At 73.0% G+C, this 15,818-nt stretch carries 12 protein-coding genes; 4 read left to right on the plus strand and 8 right to left on the minus strand.

Annotated features, from left to right (window positions below):
• Positions 1–285 precede the first annotated feature (285 nt).
• A complete protein-coding gene (locus SSNG_RS19375; RefSeq protein WP_241695246.1) occupies positions 286–2,271 on the minus strand; it encodes an AAA family ATPase in 1,986 nt (661 codons plus the stop codon).
• A gap of 449 nt (positions 2,272–2,720) precedes the next feature.
• On the opposite strand from SSNG_RS19375, the gene SSNG_RS19380 reads away from it, so the two are divergent.
• On the plus strand, positions 2,721–2,906 hold the full coding sequence (locus SSNG_RS19380; RefSeq protein ID WP_042801398.1) for a hypothetical protein: 186 nt from the start codon (positions 2,721–2,723) through the stop codon (positions 2,904–2,906).
• 139 nt (positions 2,907–3,045) lie between these two features.
• Positions 3,046–3,873, plus strand: coding sequence for a glycosyltransferase family 87 protein (locus tag SSNG_RS19385; protein WP_128637033.1), 828 nt, complete (start codon positions 3,046–3,048; stop codon positions 3,871–3,873).
• On the opposite strand, the gene SSNG_RS19390 is transcribed toward SSNG_RS19385, so the two are convergent.
• Positions 3,839–5,482: a DNA repair helicase XPB gene (locus tag SSNG_RS19390; protein WP_007265574.1), complete on the minus strand. Its 1,644-nt coding sequence runs from the start codon at positions 5,480–5,482 to the stop codon at positions 3,839–3,841. The genes SSNG_RS19385 and SSNG_RS19390 overlap by 35 nt on opposite strands.
• Positions 5,483–5,785: 303 nt before the next feature.
• Between SSNG_RS19390 and SSNG_RS19395 the strand changes: the two genes are divergently transcribed.
• Positions 5,786–7,612, plus strand: a complete 1,827-nt coding sequence (locus SSNG_RS19395) for a hypothetical protein (RefSeq protein ID WP_007265575.1) — start codon at positions 5,786–5,788, stop codon at positions 7,610–7,612.
• Here SSNG_RS19395 and SSNG_RS19400 read toward each other — a convergent pair.
• Both SSNG_RS19400 and SSNG_RS19405 read right to left on the minus strand, forming a co-directional pair.
• Entirely contained in the window at positions 7,597–8,334 is a 738-nt protein-coding gene (locus SSNG_RS19400) for a DUF4291 domain-containing protein (protein ID WP_007265576.1), read from the minus strand. The two genes, SSNG_RS19395 and SSNG_RS19400, sit on opposite strands and share 16 nt — an antisense overlap.
• Positions 8,335–8,507: 173 nt before the next feature.
• Positions 8,508–11,009: a helicase C-terminal domain-containing protein gene (locus tag SSNG_RS19405; protein ID WP_128637035.1), complete on the minus strand. Its 2,502-nt coding sequence runs from the start codon at positions 11,007–11,009 to the stop codon at positions 8,508–8,510.
• Positions 11,010–11,072: 63 nt separating this feature from the next.
• On the opposite strand from SSNG_RS19405, the gene SSNG_RS19410 reads away from it, so the two are divergent.
• Entirely contained in the window at positions 11,073–12,068 is a 996-nt protein-coding gene (locus tag SSNG_RS19410) for a hypothetical protein (RefSeq protein WP_007265577.1), read from the plus strand.
• 577 nt (positions 12,069–12,645) lie between these two features.
• Here SSNG_RS19410 and SSNG_RS19415 read toward each other — a convergent pair.
• From SSNG_RS19415 to SSNG_RS19425, 4 genes are all read right to left on the minus strand, one after another.
• Entirely contained in the window at positions 12,646–12,900 is a 255-nt protein-coding gene (locus SSNG_RS19415; RefSeq protein WP_007265579.1) for a hypothetical protein, read from the minus strand.
• Positions 12,893–13,033 (minus strand): hypothetical protein, encoded by a 141-nt coding sequence (locus SSNG_RS42200; protein WP_165365009.1) that lies wholly within the window; start codon positions 13,031–13,033, stop codon positions 12,893–12,895. Before SSNG_RS42200 ends, SSNG_RS19415 begins: the two co-directional genes overlap by 8 nt.
• Positions 13,034–13,128: 95 nt before the next feature.
• Positions 13,129–14,292 carry a helix-turn-helix transcriptional regulator gene (locus SSNG_RS19420; RefSeq protein ID WP_007265580.1) on the minus strand — a complete coding sequence of 388 codons (1,164 nt, stop codon included), beginning with the start codon at positions 14,290–14,292 and terminating at the stop codon, positions 13,129–13,131.
• Between the two features lie 34 nt (positions 14,293–14,326).
• Positions 14,327–14,968 carry an HAD family hydrolase gene (locus SSNG_RS19425; RefSeq protein WP_007265581.1) on the minus strand — a complete coding sequence of 214 codons (642 nt, stop codon included), beginning with the start codon at positions 14,966–14,968 and terminating at the stop codon, positions 14,327–14,329.
• Positions 14,969–15,818 lie beyond the last annotated feature (850 nt).

The following is a 15,818-nucleotide window of genomic DNA, read 5'->3' on the forward strand; positions in this document are numbered from 1 at the left end:
TGAGGCGCGGGGTCAGGGGCGGAGCCCCTGGGAACGGTGGAAGGGCGGGTAGGGGACCCTGCCCCGCGCAGCGGCCCACCCACCCGCACCCGGCCCACCGGCCCCGGCCCCGGCGACGGGCACCGGCCCCGCCCCAGGCCCACCCGCCCCGGCCACCGGCCCCGGCGACGGGCACCGGCCCCGCCCCCGGCCAACCGGACGGCGTCCGGCGCGGCGGCGCGGAGCCGGGGAGGCGCACCGCGCGCCGGGCCGCGCGAGCGGCGCGTCGGGAACGGGAGCGGCGGGTCAAGAAGGGTGCAGCTCCGGCGGGAGCGGGGTGGCGTGCAGGGCCGTGAGGCCGGACACGGCTCGGGTGAGGCAGACGTACAGCCGCCGCAACCCGGTCCGTTCGTCCGGCTCGCCGTCGACGATCGCCGCCGGCTCGTCCAGGACCACGTAGTCGTACTCCAGACCCTTGGCCAGCGAGGCCGGGACCAGGGTGAGGCGGGACTCCGCCGTCGTCTCCTCGCCCGGCGCGAGGTACGCCAGGCCCGCCTCCGCCAAGGCCTCCGCCAGCACCGGCACCCGCGCGTCCGCCGCGATCAGCCCGATCGACCCCTCGTGCGCGAGCGAAGCGCGGCAGGCGGCGATCACGTTCGCCGTCAGCTGGTCCGGGGCGCACGGCGTCACCGTCAGCGAACCCGGCGCCTCACGCACCGACGACACCGCCGCCAGCCCCGGCGAGATCGCCGGCAGCAGCCGCGACGCGTACGCGATCACCTCGCGCGGCACGCGGAAGCCCGCCGTCAGCTCCTCCAGCACCGCCTCCGGCTTCCCCAGGTGCGCCAGCGCCTCGTCCCAGCTGCGCGTGGCCCACGGCGTGGTGCCCTGCGCGAGGTCGCCGAGGACCGTCGCCGAGCCCGTCGTGCAGCGGCGCCCGACCGCCCGGTACTGCATCGGCGACAGGTCCTGCGCCTCGTCGAGGACGACGTGGCCGAGCGAGTGCGTCCGCTCCACCAGGTCCGACGCCTCGTCGATCAGCACCAGGTCCGCCGCCGACCACTTCGCCGACCGCACGCTCCGGAACGGCTTCGGCCACAGCAGCAGCTTCTGCTCGTCCTCCGTGAGGACCCCGTCCGCGTGCTCCGCCAGGAACTCCGCGTCCGACAGCAGCCGCAGCACCAGCTTCGCCGGCTCGACCGCCGGCCACACCGCCTTGACGGCGGCCTTCACCGCCGCGTTGCGGGCCACCGCGTCCTGCACCCGGTCGTCCGGTGCCTCACCCGCCTGCTCCATGCGTACGAGGACCGCGTGCGCGATCCGCTGCGGCAGCGCGTCGCGGGCCGCGCCGTAGCGGATGTCGCGCTCCTGGAGCTCGGTGACGATCTCCTCCAGCTCGTACGCCGGCACCCGCCACCGGCGCGAGCCGCGCACCACCATCAGCGGTTCGGCAGGCGGGGTGACGTGCGAGCGGACCGCGCGGCGCAGCACCTCCGCCATCCGGGCGTCGCCCTTGACCACGGCCGTGGCGGCGGCGTCGGTGCCGCGCACCTCCAGGCCCTCGCGGGCGACGAGGTCGTCGACGGTGGCCTGCTTGACCTCCAGCTCGCCCAGCGCCGGCAGGACCTGCTCGATGTAGTGCAGGAAGGAACGGTTCGGCCCGATGACCAGCGTCCCGGTGCGGGCGAGGCGCTCGCGGTGCGCGTACAGCAGGTACGCGACCCGGTGCAGGCCGACGGCGGTCTTCCCGGTGCCGGGGCCTCCCTGCACGCAGACCGAGCCGGACAGGCCGGAGCGGACGATCTCGTCCTGCTCGGGCTGGATCGTGGCGACGATGTCGCGCATCGGGCCGACGCGGGGCCGCTCGATCTCCTGCTGGAGCAGCTTGCTGACGGCGGCCGACTCGCCCGGGTCGGAGAGGTGCTCGTCCTCGTACGCGGTCAGCTCGCCGCCGGTGTAGCCGAAGCGGCGGCGCAGCCCGACGTCCTGGGGGTCGGCCTTCGAGGCGCGGTAGAAGGGCTGGGAGACCGGCGCGCGCCAGTCGATCACCATCGGGTCGCCGTCGGCGTCGTGGACGTGGCGGCGGCCGATGTAGAACTGCTCGCCCTCGGCGCCCTCCGCCAGGTCCGCGCCCGGGGCGTGCAGGTAGTCGAGGCGGCCGAAGAAGAGCGGGGTGTGGGCGAGGTCGGCGAGGGCCTTGATGCGGTCGTCGATCTGCGCCTGGAGGACGATGGCGTTGACCCAGTTCGCGGTGACGTCGCGGATGTCGAGGGCCTCGACGTCCTCGCGCATGGCGCGCAGCGCGGAGCGCGAGGCGGCCAGGTGGGCCCGCTCACGGCCGAGGAGGTCGGCGGAGTCGGGGGCGGCGTCGGACGCGGCGTCGGACGTGGTGTCGGGGGCGTGCGCGGACACGGGGAGGCCTCCAGCGGTACATGCGGTGCGTGCGGTGCGTGCGGTACGGAAAGCCCCCGGTTTCCGGCCGGAAGGCGGCTCTCCCCGATGGGACGGCGGGAGGCGGCAAGAGCGGAGATTGTAGTCAGCGGGGCGCGGCGGCGCGAATGGATTTGGGGGGCCGGAAGTCCCGAGGGGGCAGTACCCCCGTACGGGTGTCATCCCGGGGAGTGTCAGACCTTCGGCAGAGCCACTAGGGGATGCCATGGGTCGCGAGGAGGACACGGGAGGGCTGCGGGTTCCGTCCGGAGGGCGATGTGCGCGGAGGGGGAAAAACGCACCATGGAGACATGAGCACCGCAACCTTTGCACCGGTCCAGGGCGGCCTCCCGAGCGGGGCCACCGCCACCTCCGACCACCGTCCGCGCCACCGCGTCGGCGATGTCCTGCGCGCCGCGAAGGTCTTCGCCGCTGCCGCCATGAGCGTGGTCGTCCTCGGTGAGTACGCCGAGGACGCGGGCGTCATACGCCGCTGACGCCTCCCGCGAAGACCCTGCCCGCACGGGGCGTGCAGGCCTTGGCCTGAACCCGGCGGTAGCCGTGCGCCGATCCACTAGGGTCACGCGCGTGACCCGCAGCCCCGCTTCCGCTTCCCCACCTCCGACACTCGCAGCTGTGCTGGTCACAGGCTCGCTGCTCGCTCTGGGCGTCCTCTGCATCGCCCTTCGCGTCCCGACGGCCGACGCCGTCCTCAGCGGCTTCTCCGCCGCCGAGTGGCACCCGCCCAGCGCCTATCCGCCGTTCGCCGCGATCCTCTTCACGCCCGCCGCCTGGCTGCCGGCGGGGGTGCTCAAGGCCGTCCTCGTCCTCGGGAACGCCGGCCTGCTCGCCCTGCTGATCGTGCTCTCCTGCCGGCTCGCCGGAGTACGGGCCCGGCGGGGTCCGGTCCTGGCCGCCACCATCGCCGGGCTGTGGCTGGAGCCGCTGTTCCAGAGCCCGCTGCCCGGCCAGATCAACCTGGCGCTCGCCTGCCTCGCCGTCTGGGACCTCGGCCGGCCGCGCGCCGCCCTCGGCAAGGGCTTCGCGCTGGGCGTGGCCGCCGGGATCACCCTGACCCCGGCGCTCCTCATCCCGTACATGCTGCTGACCCGGCGCGTCCGGGCCGCCCTGACCGCCCTGGCCGGGCTCGCCGGCACGGCCCTGCTCGGCCTGCTGGTGCTCCCGGAGGCCTCCGCCGACTTCTGGGCCCACCACGTCCCGGTGACCGGCCGGGCCCTGCTGCGGGAGTGGCCGCACCTGTGGGTGTGGGCCGTACCGCTCCTCACCGCCCTGACGGGCGCGGCCCACCACCGCCGCACGGGTCACTCCGGCCACCACGACCACCAGGGCCACCGGGACCCCCGCGGCGAGCACCCGTCGGCGGCGGCCCGCCGGGTCCCGGCCCCGCGGCCGCCCGCCGAAGCGCCGGTCAGTCGGACGCCAGGAGCTCGTCCGCGTCCATGATCCGGTAGGCGTAGCCCTGCTCCGCCAGGAAGCGCTGGCGGTGCGCGGCGAAGTCCTGGTCGATCGTGTCGCGCGCCACCACCGAGTAGAACCGCGCCTCGTGACCGTCCGCCTTCGGGCGCAGCACACGGCCGAGGCGCTGCGCCTCCTCCTGCCGGGAGCCGAAGGTGCCCGACACCTGGATGGCGACGGTCGCCTCCGGCAGGTCGATCGAGAAGTTCGCGACCTTCGAGACGACCAGCACGTTGATCTCGCCCTCGCGGAACGCGTTGAAGAGCTTCTCCCGCTGCGCGTTCGAGGTCTCGCCCTTGATGACGGGCGCGTCCAGGTGCTCGCCGAGCTCGTCGAGCTGGTCGATGTACTGGCCGATGACCAGGGTCTGCTCGCCCCGGTGCTTGCGCACCAGAGCCTCCGTCACCTTCCGCTTCGTCGCCGTCGTCGCGCAGAAGCGGTACTTCTCCTCGGTCTCGGCGGTCGCGTACGCGAGCCGCTCCGACTCGGTCAGGTTGACGCGGACCTCCACGCAGTCGGCCGGCGCGATGTAGCCCTGCGCCTCGATCTCCTTCCACGGAGCGTCGAACCGCTTCGGCCCGATGAGGGAGAACACGTCCGACTCCCGCCCGTCCTCACGGACCAGAGTGGCCGTCAGACCGAGCCGCCGCCGCGCCTGCAGGTCGGCGGTGAACTTGAACACCGGCGCCGGCAGCAGGTGCACCTCGTCGTACAGGATCAGCCCCCAGTCCCGGGAGTCGAACAGCTCCAGGTGCGGGTAGACGCCCTTCCGCTTGGTCGTCAGCACCTGGTACGTGGCGATCGTGACCGGCCGGATCTCCTTGCGCGTACCCGAGTACTCGCCGATCTCCTCCTCCGTCAGCGAGGTCCGCCTGACCAGCTCGTGCTTCCACTGCCGCGCCGAGACGGTGTTGGTGACCAGGATCAGCGTCGTCGCCTTCGCCTTGGCCATCGCACCGGCCCCGACCAGCGTCTTGCCCGCGCCGCACGGCAGCACGACCACGCCCGAACCGCCGTGCCAGAAGCCCTCGACGGCCTGCGCCTGGTAGGGGCGCAGCGCCCAGCCGTTCTCCTCCAGCTCGATCGGGTGCGCCTCGCCGTCCACGTACCCGGCGAGGTCCTCGGCCGGCCAGCCCAGCTTCAGCAGCGTCTGCTTGATCTGCCCGCGCTCCGACGGGTGCACGGCCACGGAGTCCGCGTCGATCCGCGCGCCGACCAGCGGGATGATCCGCTTCGACCGCAGGATCTCCTCCAGCACCGGCCGGTCGGTGCTCGTCAGCACCAGCCCGTGCACGGGGTGCTTGGACAGGGTCAGACGCCCGTAGCGGGCCATGGTCTCGGCGACGTCGACCAGCAGCGCGTGCGGCACGGGATAGCGGGAGTACTCGACGAGCGCGTCGACGACCTGCTCGGCGTCGTGCCCGGCGGCCCGGGCGTTCCACAGCCCGAGCGGGGTGATCCGGTAGGTGTGGATGTGTTCGGGCGCCCGCTCCAGCTCGGCGAAGGGGGCGATGGCCCGCCGTGCCGCCCCGGCGAGCTCGTGGTCGACTTCGAGGAGGAGGGTTTTGTCGCTTTGGACGATCAGTGGACCATTCACGCACGGCACCTCGTTTGCATCCGGTCAAACCTCCAGTGTGCCGCATCCGGCTGCGGGCGGGGGGCCGAACCGGGCCCGGGTCGGGGAAAGCGGGACTTCGCCGAGCGGCGCGGGTGGCCGACAGTCGACTGGGTTGTTGGCCGTGGCTGGCCGTTGGCTTCCTCGTATGGGTGAACGGGAGGCGTTGCGGGCGCGGTGGCTTCGTTGAGACATCAGTCTGAGTGAGGAACGTCCGTACTGTTGTAGGGGATGGGGAGGGGGTGGCCGATGGCGCGCGGTGGGGGAAAGCGGGAGCCGAAGCGTGTGCTGCGGGCGCTGGCTGCGCCGTTCACCGTGTCCGCTCCTGCGGGGGCGCGGATCAGGGACCGTCTGCGCGTGTCCGCCGAGGATGCCCGGGTCTTGCGGGTCGTCGGCGAGCATCTCGGGGGGCGTGCCCGTTCCGATCTGGCTGAGCGGGTGCGGATCGGCAGGGTGCAGGTGAAGGAGAATCGGCGGGCGGAGCGCAAGCGGGCGCTGACGAAGCTGTCGTCATCACGCTGGGCGGGGGCGATCACCCGCACCAGTGAGAACCAGTACCAGCTCTCCCTGCGGTGCCTGTTCGACGAGCGGGCCTCCCTGCGCCGGGCCACCACCAAGATTCGTCAGCGTCTGGCGGTGCCGTGCGGGCAGCGTGCGGGCGGTGTCCGGGGCTACCTGAGCCCGGCCGAACGCGCACAGAAGCAGTACCGGTTGCAGGTGCTCACCGCGCGCCTGGCCGATGTGGAAGCCCGCATTGAGGCCGGGCGTCCGTCGGTCGTTGTGGGTGGCCATCGTCTGGCGAAGGTGCGGCAGCACCTTACGGAGGCCGGTCTCAGTGAATCCGGGTGGCGGGAGCGGTGGGAGGCGGCCCGTCTGTTCCTGACCGCCGATGGGGAGTCGGGGGCCCCGTTCGGGAATTACACGATCAGTGTGGACCCGGTCGGCGGCGCGGTCTCGATCGTTCTTCCCGAACCCTTGCGGCACCTGGCGAACGCGCCCCGTGGCCGCTATCGCCTCGCCTGCACCGTCACCTTCAACCACCGCCGGGGCGAGTGGCTGGACCGGGTCACCGCCCACCGGGCCGTGCGCTACGACATCACTCTCGACCAGGTACGTGGCCGCTGGCATCTCGACGCGTCCTGGTCCACCCCGGAAACGGTCCTGCCCACCCCGGTGGAGCTGGCCGCCACCGGTGTGCGGCTGCTGGCCGTGGACCTCAACGCAGGCCACCTCGCCGCATGCGTCATCGACGCGCACGGCAACCCGGTGGGCCGGCCCTTCACCGTCCTCGCCGACCTGACCGGACCCACATCACAGCGCGACGGACGACTGCGGCAGGCGATCAGCGAACTCATCCACCTCGCCCAGACGAACGGCTGCGCCGGTCTGGCGGTCGAGAACCTCGGCTTCGACGACGCCCGCGCCACCGGCCGGGAAACCATGGGCCGCGGCAGACGCGGCAAGGCCTTTCGCCGCACGGTCGCCGGACTTCCCACCGCTCGCTTACGGGAACGCGTGCGAGGCATGGCCCACCACGCGGGGCTTGTCGTCGTCGCGGTCGATCCCGCCTACACATCCCGCTGGGGCAGCCAGTACTGGAAGGCCCCGCTCCAGCAGCAGTCGAAGACCGTTGCCGTCACCGGCCACCACGCGGCCGCAGCGGCGACCGGCAGGCGCGCCCTCGGACACGGGGCACGGCGTCGGCCAGGTGTGACCGCACACGACCAGAGGATCGTGAAGCGGAGAGCTACCGGCCAGACCGTCCCCCACCCGAGGGCGTGCGGGACCACGAGCCCGCCAAGGACCACAGGCACGCCCCACCAGGGCAACAAGACCTGCCGGGACCGCAACGACCAGCTCGCGCTGCTCCCCGTCTCCCAAGACCGTTCGGGGAGACAACCGGCCAGCCCGGTTCGCGGCGATCCGGCCAACAGCGGCCAACATCGCCAGGAACGGTTCACGTACAGCGTGCTCGAAGGAGGCGGCGAGGACGTCATCGGCTGCCTGTACGTCTACCCGTCGAAGGAGCAGGCCGACCGGGTCCATGTCAGCGCCTGGCTGCGCGAGGTGTGGCCGTTCGAGACCGGGCTGGTCGACTACGCGCCCAGGTGAGGCAGCGGGCCCGCCGGGTAGGGGGTCTCGGCCGGGAGCAGTGCGCGGGCGGCGTCGAGGTCGCCCGCGCGGACCAGGCCGTGGATCTCCCGGGCCAGGGGGGTGACGTCGCGGATGGACACCGTCCACTCGTCGGCGTACGCCCGTGACGCCGGCCCCGACAGGCCCAGCTGCAGGGACCGGTGGGGCAGCGGGTTCAGGTGGAGGTCCCGCTCCGGGTCCCACTGCACCCGCGCCGGGGAGCCGGCCAGGGACGCCTTCCACGCCTCGCGGTCCGCGTGGACGCCGGGCACGTAGTGCGACAGGCAGGCCTGGGCGAGGGCCCGGTCGAAGCCCTCGCGGCTGATCTCGACCGCCAGGACGGTCTCCTGGTCGGCCTTGGCGGCCCAGCCGCAGCGGTACATCATCCACAGGAACGACGGCTTGATCCACGTCATCCGCTCCCGCTTCCACGCCGGCGGGAACCGCCCGTCGCGGGCCGCCGGCACGCCGAGGTGCGGGGCGTAGGCCTGGTAGACGGTGACGGTGGTGGCGGTGTGGGCGGCACGGATCTGGTGCCGGGGGGTTTCGGGGGCGGGGCCGGATCCTGGGCCTGGGCCGGGTCCTGGGCCGGGTCCGGGTTCCGTTTTGGCTGCGGGTGCTGCGGCTGCGGCTGCGGCTGCGGTTGTGGGGGCGGTTGTGGATCCGGGCGCGGTCGGGGTCGCGGGCGTTGCTTCGGACATGCCGTCAGGGTGCCGGTTCGCCGTGGCCGGCGACCAGCGGTTTTCGGCGGCGGCCGCGCCCTGACCCGCTGGGGGGAGCCGGGCGATGCGCCCTGACCCGCTGGGCGGGGCCGGGCGGCGGCGGCCGATGCGTCCCGACCCGCCCGGACGGGACGGGCCGGCCCCCGGGCCGCTCAGACCTGGTCCTCCGCCAGTTCCGCCACCCCCGTGATCCGGTGCAGGGCGTACGTGCGGACCTCGTCCGCCGTGTGGTCGTACCCCGTGACGAAGCCGCCCTCCACCCGCACCGGGGCGATGACCCGCTGGCTCGCCGCCCCGTCCGCGTTCACGTACCCGATCCACACCGCCGACCCCGTCAGCGCCGCCGCCTGCACCGTGGCCAGCGTCTCCGCCGCGCTCGTACGCGGCAGCTCACCCGGAGCCCCCGACGACGAAGCGGCCGCCGGCTCCTTGCGGACCGCCGTCGCCGCCAGGTCGCCCGCACGGATCGCCCGTACCGCCGCGCCCAGCAGCGTCGCGTCCGGCACCGGCGGCCCGTCCGGCACCGGCACCGGCGCCGAACGCGCCGGGGTGCGGTGCGCGTCGGCCCGCGCCACCAGCACGTCACCGGTACGGGACTCCGCCGCCGGGGCGTACCCCATCGCCCGCAACCCGTCCAGCAGGGCCGCCGGGTCCGCCTGCGCCGCCAGCACCGTCGGCGCGAGACGCCGCAGCCCCAGCCCTGCCGACCGCCTGTCGGCCAGGATCTCGCCCAGCATCGCGTCGTCGTCGCAGCGCACGTACGAGGACGCCGCCCCCACCCTCAGGTGCCCGTGCCGCCGCGCCACGTCGTCGATCAGGTACGCCAGCGGCTGCGGAACCGGCGTACGGCTGTGCTCGGCGAGGAACGCGTGCAGGTCCGACGCCGCCTGCCCCGAGTCCAGCGCCCGCCGCACCGAACCCGGAGTGAACCGGTACACCGTCGCCCCGCCCTTGGACTCCACCTCCGCGAGCACCGCCAGCATCTCCGCCAGCGGACGCAGCAGCGGCCCCGGCGCCACCGCCGTCAGGTCCGCCTGCAACAGCACGTGGTCCACCGGCTCCGGCAGCAACGGCGCCAGCAGCCCCGCCGGATCCCCGTGCTCCAGCAGCGCCCGGCCGAACGCGCTGAGCGCACCCCGCCCCGTCACCCCCAGAACCTCGGCCTCGTGCAGCGCCCACCGTGCGAGCCGGGCCCGCAGATCGCTCGTACCGCGCGCCGGCCGCTCCCACGCCAGCCGCTCCAGCACCGCCTCCGGATCGGGCACCCCGCCCTCCGGCAGCTCCCCGGCCAGGTCCAGGACCCGCCGCCGCACCTCCGGCGCCGCCGAACGGTCCAGGTCCGGGCCCAGCGCCGACAGCGTCCGACCCTTCGCGTCCTGCTCCCCGACCAGCCCCGGCGTACGCGTCGCCGGCAGCCACGCCGCCGCCAGCACCGCCCACCGCTCCGCGGGCGGCAGCTCCCGCCAGTCGTCGAACGCGGGCGTCGGCGCGTACCGCTCGTCGGCCTCCCCGTCACTGGCCAGCAGCCCCGCCGCGTACGCCAGCTCCACCCAGAACGCCGCCTCGGACTCCGTCGTGTCCAGCGCCGCGGCCGTCCGCTTCAGGTCCCGCACCGCCAGCCCGCCCGCCCGCAGCACCAGCGGACCCGCGTGCTCCCAGGACTTCACCAGCTCCTCGACGGTGGCCAGCGCCGCCAGCGCCTGCCCGGCCGCGTTCGCGTCCACAAGCTGTGGACGGTGCTCCCGGTGCACGCCGACCACCGGTGCGAGCGGCTCCGTACGCCGGTGCGCGAGCCCGCCCCGCAGGTGCAGCGCCACCTCCCTCGGCAGTACGACCGTCCGCGCCGAAGCCGGCAGCAGCAGCCCCCGGTCGCGCAGCCAGCGCACCGGCGGCGTCGGTTCCGGCGTCACCTCCCCGTACGGCGGCCCCCACACGAGCCGCCCCAGCACCTGGTGCGCCTCCGCCGGAGCCTCGTCCAGCAGCGCCGACATCCGGTCCGGGTCGGTGAACAGCCCGGTCAGCGCCGCCACCGCCGACACCGGGTCGTGCGTCGCCGGCAGCCCGGCCGCCGCGACGATCTCCTGGATCCGGGTCGGCGACATGCCCGCCGTCGCCTCGGCGACCGTCGGCCCCAGCCCCGTCGGGGAGGGCCGCTGCGCGGACGGGGCGAGCAGTTCCCGGGCGGTGCGGACCAGCCGCAGCCGCTCGTCGTCCCCCCACACCAGGGCCTGGTCCCGCAGCGTCCCCAGGGCCCGGGGGAGCGCGTCGCGGACCTCGGCGCCCTCGGCGCCGTCGCCGCCGGTGCCGCCGGTGCCCGAGCCGGTGCCGGTGAGCAGCTCCTCCAGCACCGGGTACGGGCAGGGGTCCGGGGCCACCGCGAGGGCCTCGGCCGTCTGGAGCGCGAACCGGTCCAGCCGGTCCAGGGCCCGCACCACCGACGCCCGGGTGCCGGCGCGGGTGGCCAGCTGGGTGACGTCGCCCGGCACCGGGTTCAGCAGATCGGGGCGGGCGTGCAGCAGGGCGGCGAGCGCCACGTCGTCGCGGGCGCGGAGCGCCTCGGCGAGGGAGCGCGGGGCGTTCGCCGCAGCGGTACTTGCCTCGGGCACGTTGGTCGCCTCCTGGTCACGCCGGCCGGACCGTCGGCCGGTCCCCATCCGGCCAACGGTATCCGCTGCGTCGTCGGCCGCTCCACGGACGCACGCGCTACCGTCGGGGGCGTGGGGATCGAGAGCGACCATCTGGTCTACGAATATCTGAGCCGCGTCGGGGACTTGGCCGCCCAGCGGCAGCTGTCGTCCGGTGACCGGATGCGGCTGGTTTCGGGGCTGCGGGACGAGATCGACCGCCGCCGCGCCAAGTACGAGCCCGACACCACGGCGGCGGTACGCGGGATCCTGGAGCGCATCGGCACGCCGGAGGAGGTCCTCGACACGGTCGGCGCGGCGGCCCGGGGGGCGACGGGCCCGGCGGTGATCCCGGCCGTCCCGACTGTTCCGGCCGTTCCGGCCCAGCGGGCCCCGGAGGAGCTCCCGCGGAACGCCCCGCGGAACGCCCCGCAGAACGCCCCGCAGAACGTCCCGCCGCACCTGGCCGGGCTCGACGAGCTCGGGCCCTCCGGCGGAGCCGAACCCGACTGGTGGAGCCTGTCCCCGGGCGGCTCCGGGAGGGGGCGGGGGCCTCAGGTGGAGGGCTTCGCGGGCGGCATCGAGATCCCGGACCTCTTCGGGGAGGAGGCGGAGGAGGAACGGGCGGCGAAGGAGAAGCGGGAGGCCGCCCAGGACCCCGCCGCCGGACCGGCCGCAGCGGCGGGGGGCCTCGTACGGTTCCTGCGCGACCGGCGCGAGAAGAAGAGGGCCGCCGCCCCGGAGGGGGAACCCAGGCCCCGCCCCCACGCGTTCCTCGTACTGGCGGCGGTACTGCTCCTGGCCGGTGCCCTCACCGGGTACTGGCCGCTGCTCGGCGCCGGCGCGCTGGTGGCGTACGCCTCGCGCGTGCTCGGACCCCGCGAGCGCAAGTGGGTCCTGCTCGGCCTGCCCGCCGCGGTCTTCACCCTGGCCATGCTCTGGCTCTGGGGCCGCGCCGCCGGCAACTGGGGCACCCCCATCCCCTCCGACCAGGTCGGCCCCGCCTTCCAGTCCCTCTGGCCCACCCTGGCCCGCACAGCGGGCGCGACCACGGCGGCGTACCTCCTGTGGCGGTCCCGGCGGCGGTAGGGGGCGGGGCGCGGGTACGCGGCTTTCGGCGCGGGCCCGCTATCTCCCCCTCGACCCCCTGGGGTGGGGCGGCGGTTGCCCACCCGCCCCCTTGTCTGCGGGGCGGGGGCCGGGGGGCGGGGTCCCCTCGGACCGGATCAGGGAGGGTTGGGGGTTTCCCGTCAGTCCCATCGTCCTTCCGGTTCGGGCCGGTCCCTCAAGGGCGCTCCTTCGTCGCGTCGCTTCGCGATCGCCTTCGGCGACCCTTGACCGACCGACCCGAACCGGAAAGCCGAAAGACTGCCGGGAAACCCCCAAAGAAACGGCACGGTCCAGAGGAGCAGGGACGGGTCCGTCAGCGATGAGGCGAGGGGCCGGGAGCCGGCCCGCCGGGCATCCGGGTCCTCAGCAGTCGAGATTCCGGACCAGGGGCGCGGCTACCCGCACGGGAAGGCGAACAGAGCAGCCCAGGGAGCCGGCAGGCGCGACAGATCGCTACGCGCTCCTCCCGTCTCAGCGTCCGACGACCGCCTGTGGCTGATACCCGCACCAGAGGGCGAAATGAGCGGCCCAGGGAGCAGAGAGGCGCGCGAGATCGCTACGCGCTACCCATTGCCTGGCGTCCGACGGATGTCTGGGGCTGGTCCGGGGCGGGTTCGACGTTGGCGACGGCGGTGGTGAATTCACGGCCGGAGGCGTTGCGGATGTAGGCGAGCTCCATCCAGCGCTCTATGCCGGTGTCGGAGACGTTCTCATTGATCACGGCCATGAGGAGGCCCTCGACGCCGGAGGCAAGGTCACGGACACGGCGGCGGAGTAGGCGGTGGGGGACGTACTCGTAGCACTCACTCATGGGACGACTCCTCGAAGGAGTCGAGGAAGCGCTGCCAGCCGACCCAGGCGCGATCGAGCAGGTCCTGGCTGGGCGTCCGAGCCTCGCCGGATGCACGGCAGGTTTCGCCGTGGAGTGTGATGTCCGTGGTCATGATCCCTCTCGTCTGCCTCTGTGGTGGGGACAGAGAGATGGTGGGCTACCTCAAGGGGCACAAGGGACACATCGCGTATCCCTTACGAGGGCTGCTCAGACCGCGCCGATCCACTCGGCGTACGCCGTCAAGGAAGCGGCGTCAGCGCGCTTGAGCCGACGGATCGTTCCGATGTCCTCTCGGGCCCACGGATGCTGGCGCACATGCTGCGGCGCGTGTCGGCGGGCCGTCCTGAGGGACTCGAAGGCTTCGTCTGGATTTCCCGACCACAGCTGTGCCCGTGCCACCTCGATCCAGAATCCGGACCGGCGCTCCGCCGGGATCCCGTCGCCCGGACTCCAATCACGGGCAACGTCGAGGGCACGGCCGATGTGGTCCCGGCCGAGGCTGACGGCGAGAGCCACTTCGTGGATGCGGACGCTGGACGGTCCGAACGCGGTACCCAGGTAAATGTCCTCAGGAATACGGTCCGCGAGCCTGCGGGCCTCGCTCAAGTGACCGTACGCGGCGTCCGGATCGGCTGCGCGTGCTGCCACCACCGCCGTCCGCATGTGCAGCGCGCCGAGGGTGGCGGCCGACAAGTCATCGCGCGGCACGGGTGTCACATCCAACGCGCGCTCCAGCACGGCCTGTCCGGCGCGATGAGCACGGGCGGCGAGAAAGGTTTCCGCCTGCACGTAAGCGACGGTGGCGGACATGACTGGGTCGTCGACCTCGACCGCTGCCCATCGCATCACATCGATCAGCCGCGCCGAGAGGTCGTGTGCACCGTACTTGTAGGCAACTGCGTCAGCGGCCCGGGCGGCTGCCACGACCAGGCGGGCGGCTTCACACCTGCGGTCGGCCCTGTGCAGATGGGCCAGCGCTTCCTCCAGAAGCCGGGGTGCCTGGGAGGCGATCAGCCCGTACTGGGCGGCGAGACGCCACTCGACTGCGGCATCGACCTCGCTGTGGATTCGGCTCAGCGGGCCCTGTGGCGGGTCAAGGGCGAATTCGTATCCGGCGATCGCCGCAGAGATCGCCGGGAGAGCGGCGTGGACCCGGCGACTCGTCCCGGTGTACGCGGTGTCGAGTCGCGACGCGTCCACAGCGAGCGCGGCCGCGATGGCCTCCAGGGTCGACGCGCCGGGTGTGCGGACGCCCCGCTCGCACGCCTTGACCATCGAAAGGGAGACGTGTGCTTCTCGGGCGAGATCGGCCTGCGTCATGCGTCGGGCCCGGCGCCGTGCAGCGATGCGCTGCCCGATGTGTTCGGCCATGCGCGCACCGTAGCGCCCAACTGGAAGGGCGTACCTACTGTTTGACGATGTCGGACAGCTCGACGAGGGAATCGATGGACCAGTCCGCTGCGGCCCTCACCTCGGGGTCATCAGCCCACCAGTGACCCCAGGGCCCACGTCGCAGGTGTGCGGTCCGCAGCCCGGCCGCCCGTGCCGGATGGATGTCATTGGCCGGATGGTCGCCGACGTACAGCGTCTCGTCCGCCGGACTGCCCGACACCGCCAGCACCCGTTCGAAGAACCCCTCCGCCGGCTTCGCCACACCCCATTCACCCGAGGTGACGACGAGATCCGCCGGCAGGTCGAGCGCACGCAGCAAGTCTCCCATCAGGCGGCTTTGGTTCCCCGCCACAACGACCCGCACTCCGGCGTCACGAAGCGCGGCCAGTGCCGGCCGGACGTCCTCGTAGAGGTCCGACTCATCGAGCCGCTCACCAAAACCAGCCGCATCCCGCGCGGCGTACTCAGCGGAGATGTCAACGCCCGGCCGCAGCATGCGGATCGCCTCTGCGTTGTCCCTGCCGTCCACGACCACGGCACCGATCAGCGCGGAAAGCGTATGCCGGGACACACCGAGCCAGTCGGCCCAAGCCGCCCAGTACCGGTCATCCCGGGTGAGCGTCTCGCCGATGTCCAGAACGACCGTCCGAATCATCCGACCAGCCTACTGACCCTGCCCGGCGAAGTACCCCAGGAAGAAGAACCCGCAGCCGCCGCTGACCAGCCCCAGACATCCGTCGGACGCCAGGCAATGGGCAGCGCGTAGCGATCTGGCGCGCCTCTCGGCTTCCTGGGCCGCTCATTTCGCCCTCTGGTGCAGGTATCAGCCACAGACGGTCGTCGGACGCTGAGACGAGAGGAGCGCGTAGCGATCTGGCGCGTCTGGGGGCTCCGCAGGGCGGTCTGTTCGCCTTCTCGTGCGGGTAGTCGCGCCACCGGCCCGGAGCGGCGGCTGTTGAGGGCCCGGATGCCCGGCCGGCCGGCGCCCGGCACCGAGCCTGGTCCCTGCGACGCCCGTCCCTGCTCCTCTGGACCGTGCCGTTTCTTTGGGGGTTTCCCGGCAGTCTTTCGGCTTTCCGGTTCGGGTCGGTCGGTCAAGGGTCGCCGAAGGCGATCGCGTAGCGACGCGACGAAGGAGCGCCCTTGAGGGACCGGCCCGAACCGGAAGGACGATGGGACTGACGGGAAGCCCCCAACCCGCTCTGAGGCCGTCCGAGGGGGTTCCGCTCGCCCGGCCCCCGCCCCGCAGACGAGGGGGCTGGTGTACAGCCCTGCGTCAAGTCCCCGTCAAGTAAATCGGTACATAGCTGGCATTCCGCCAAAAAACGGCCGCCCGTCGGCCAACCTCCGTCCACGGTTCCTCACCCCCCTGGAGCCTCGGCACAATGGCGCTATGACCTCAGGCAGCCCCAGCCCCAGCCCCACCCCTATATATATATATATATATATATATATATATATATATATATCTATATATATATATATATATATATATATATATATAT

The organism is Streptomyces sp. C (assembly GCF_000158895.1).
Lineage (GTDB): Bacteria > Actinomycetota > Actinomycetes > Streptomycetales > Streptomycetaceae > Streptomyces > Streptomyces racemochromogenes.

Coding starts and splice junctions, on each gene's coding strand:
- SSNG_RS19405 (WP_128637035.1), bottom strand. CDS start 11,009: ATGGGGACCGGCCGACGGTCCGGCCGGCGTGACCAGGAGGCGACCAAC.
- SSNG_RS19375 (WP_241695246.1), bottom strand. CDS start 2,271: ATGCGCGAGGACGTCGAGGCCCTCGACATCCGCGACGTCACCGCGAAC.
- SSNG_RS42200 (WP_165365009.1), bottom strand. CDS start 13,033: ATGACCACGGACATCACACTCCACGGCGAAACCTGCCGTGCATCCGGC.
- SSNG_RS19420 (WP_007265580.1), bottom strand. CDS start 14,292: ATGGCCGAACACATCGGGCAGCGCATCGCTGCACGGCGCCGGGCCCGA.
- SSNG_RS19380 (WP_042801398.1), top strand. CDS start 2,721: ATGAGCACCGCAACCTTTGCACCGGTCCAGGGCGGCCTCCCGAGCGGG.
- SSNG_RS19400 (WP_007265576.1), bottom strand. CDS start 8,334: ATGTCCGAAGCAACGCCCGCGACCCCGACCGCGCCCGGATCCACAACC.
- SSNG_RS19425 (WP_007265581.1), bottom strand. CDS start 14,968: ATGATTCGGACGGTCGTTCTGGACATCGGCGAGACGCTCACCCGGGAT.
- SSNG_RS19415 (WP_007265579.1), bottom strand. CDS start 12,900: ATGAGTGAGTGCTACGAGTACGTCCCCCACCGCCTACTCCGCCGCCGT.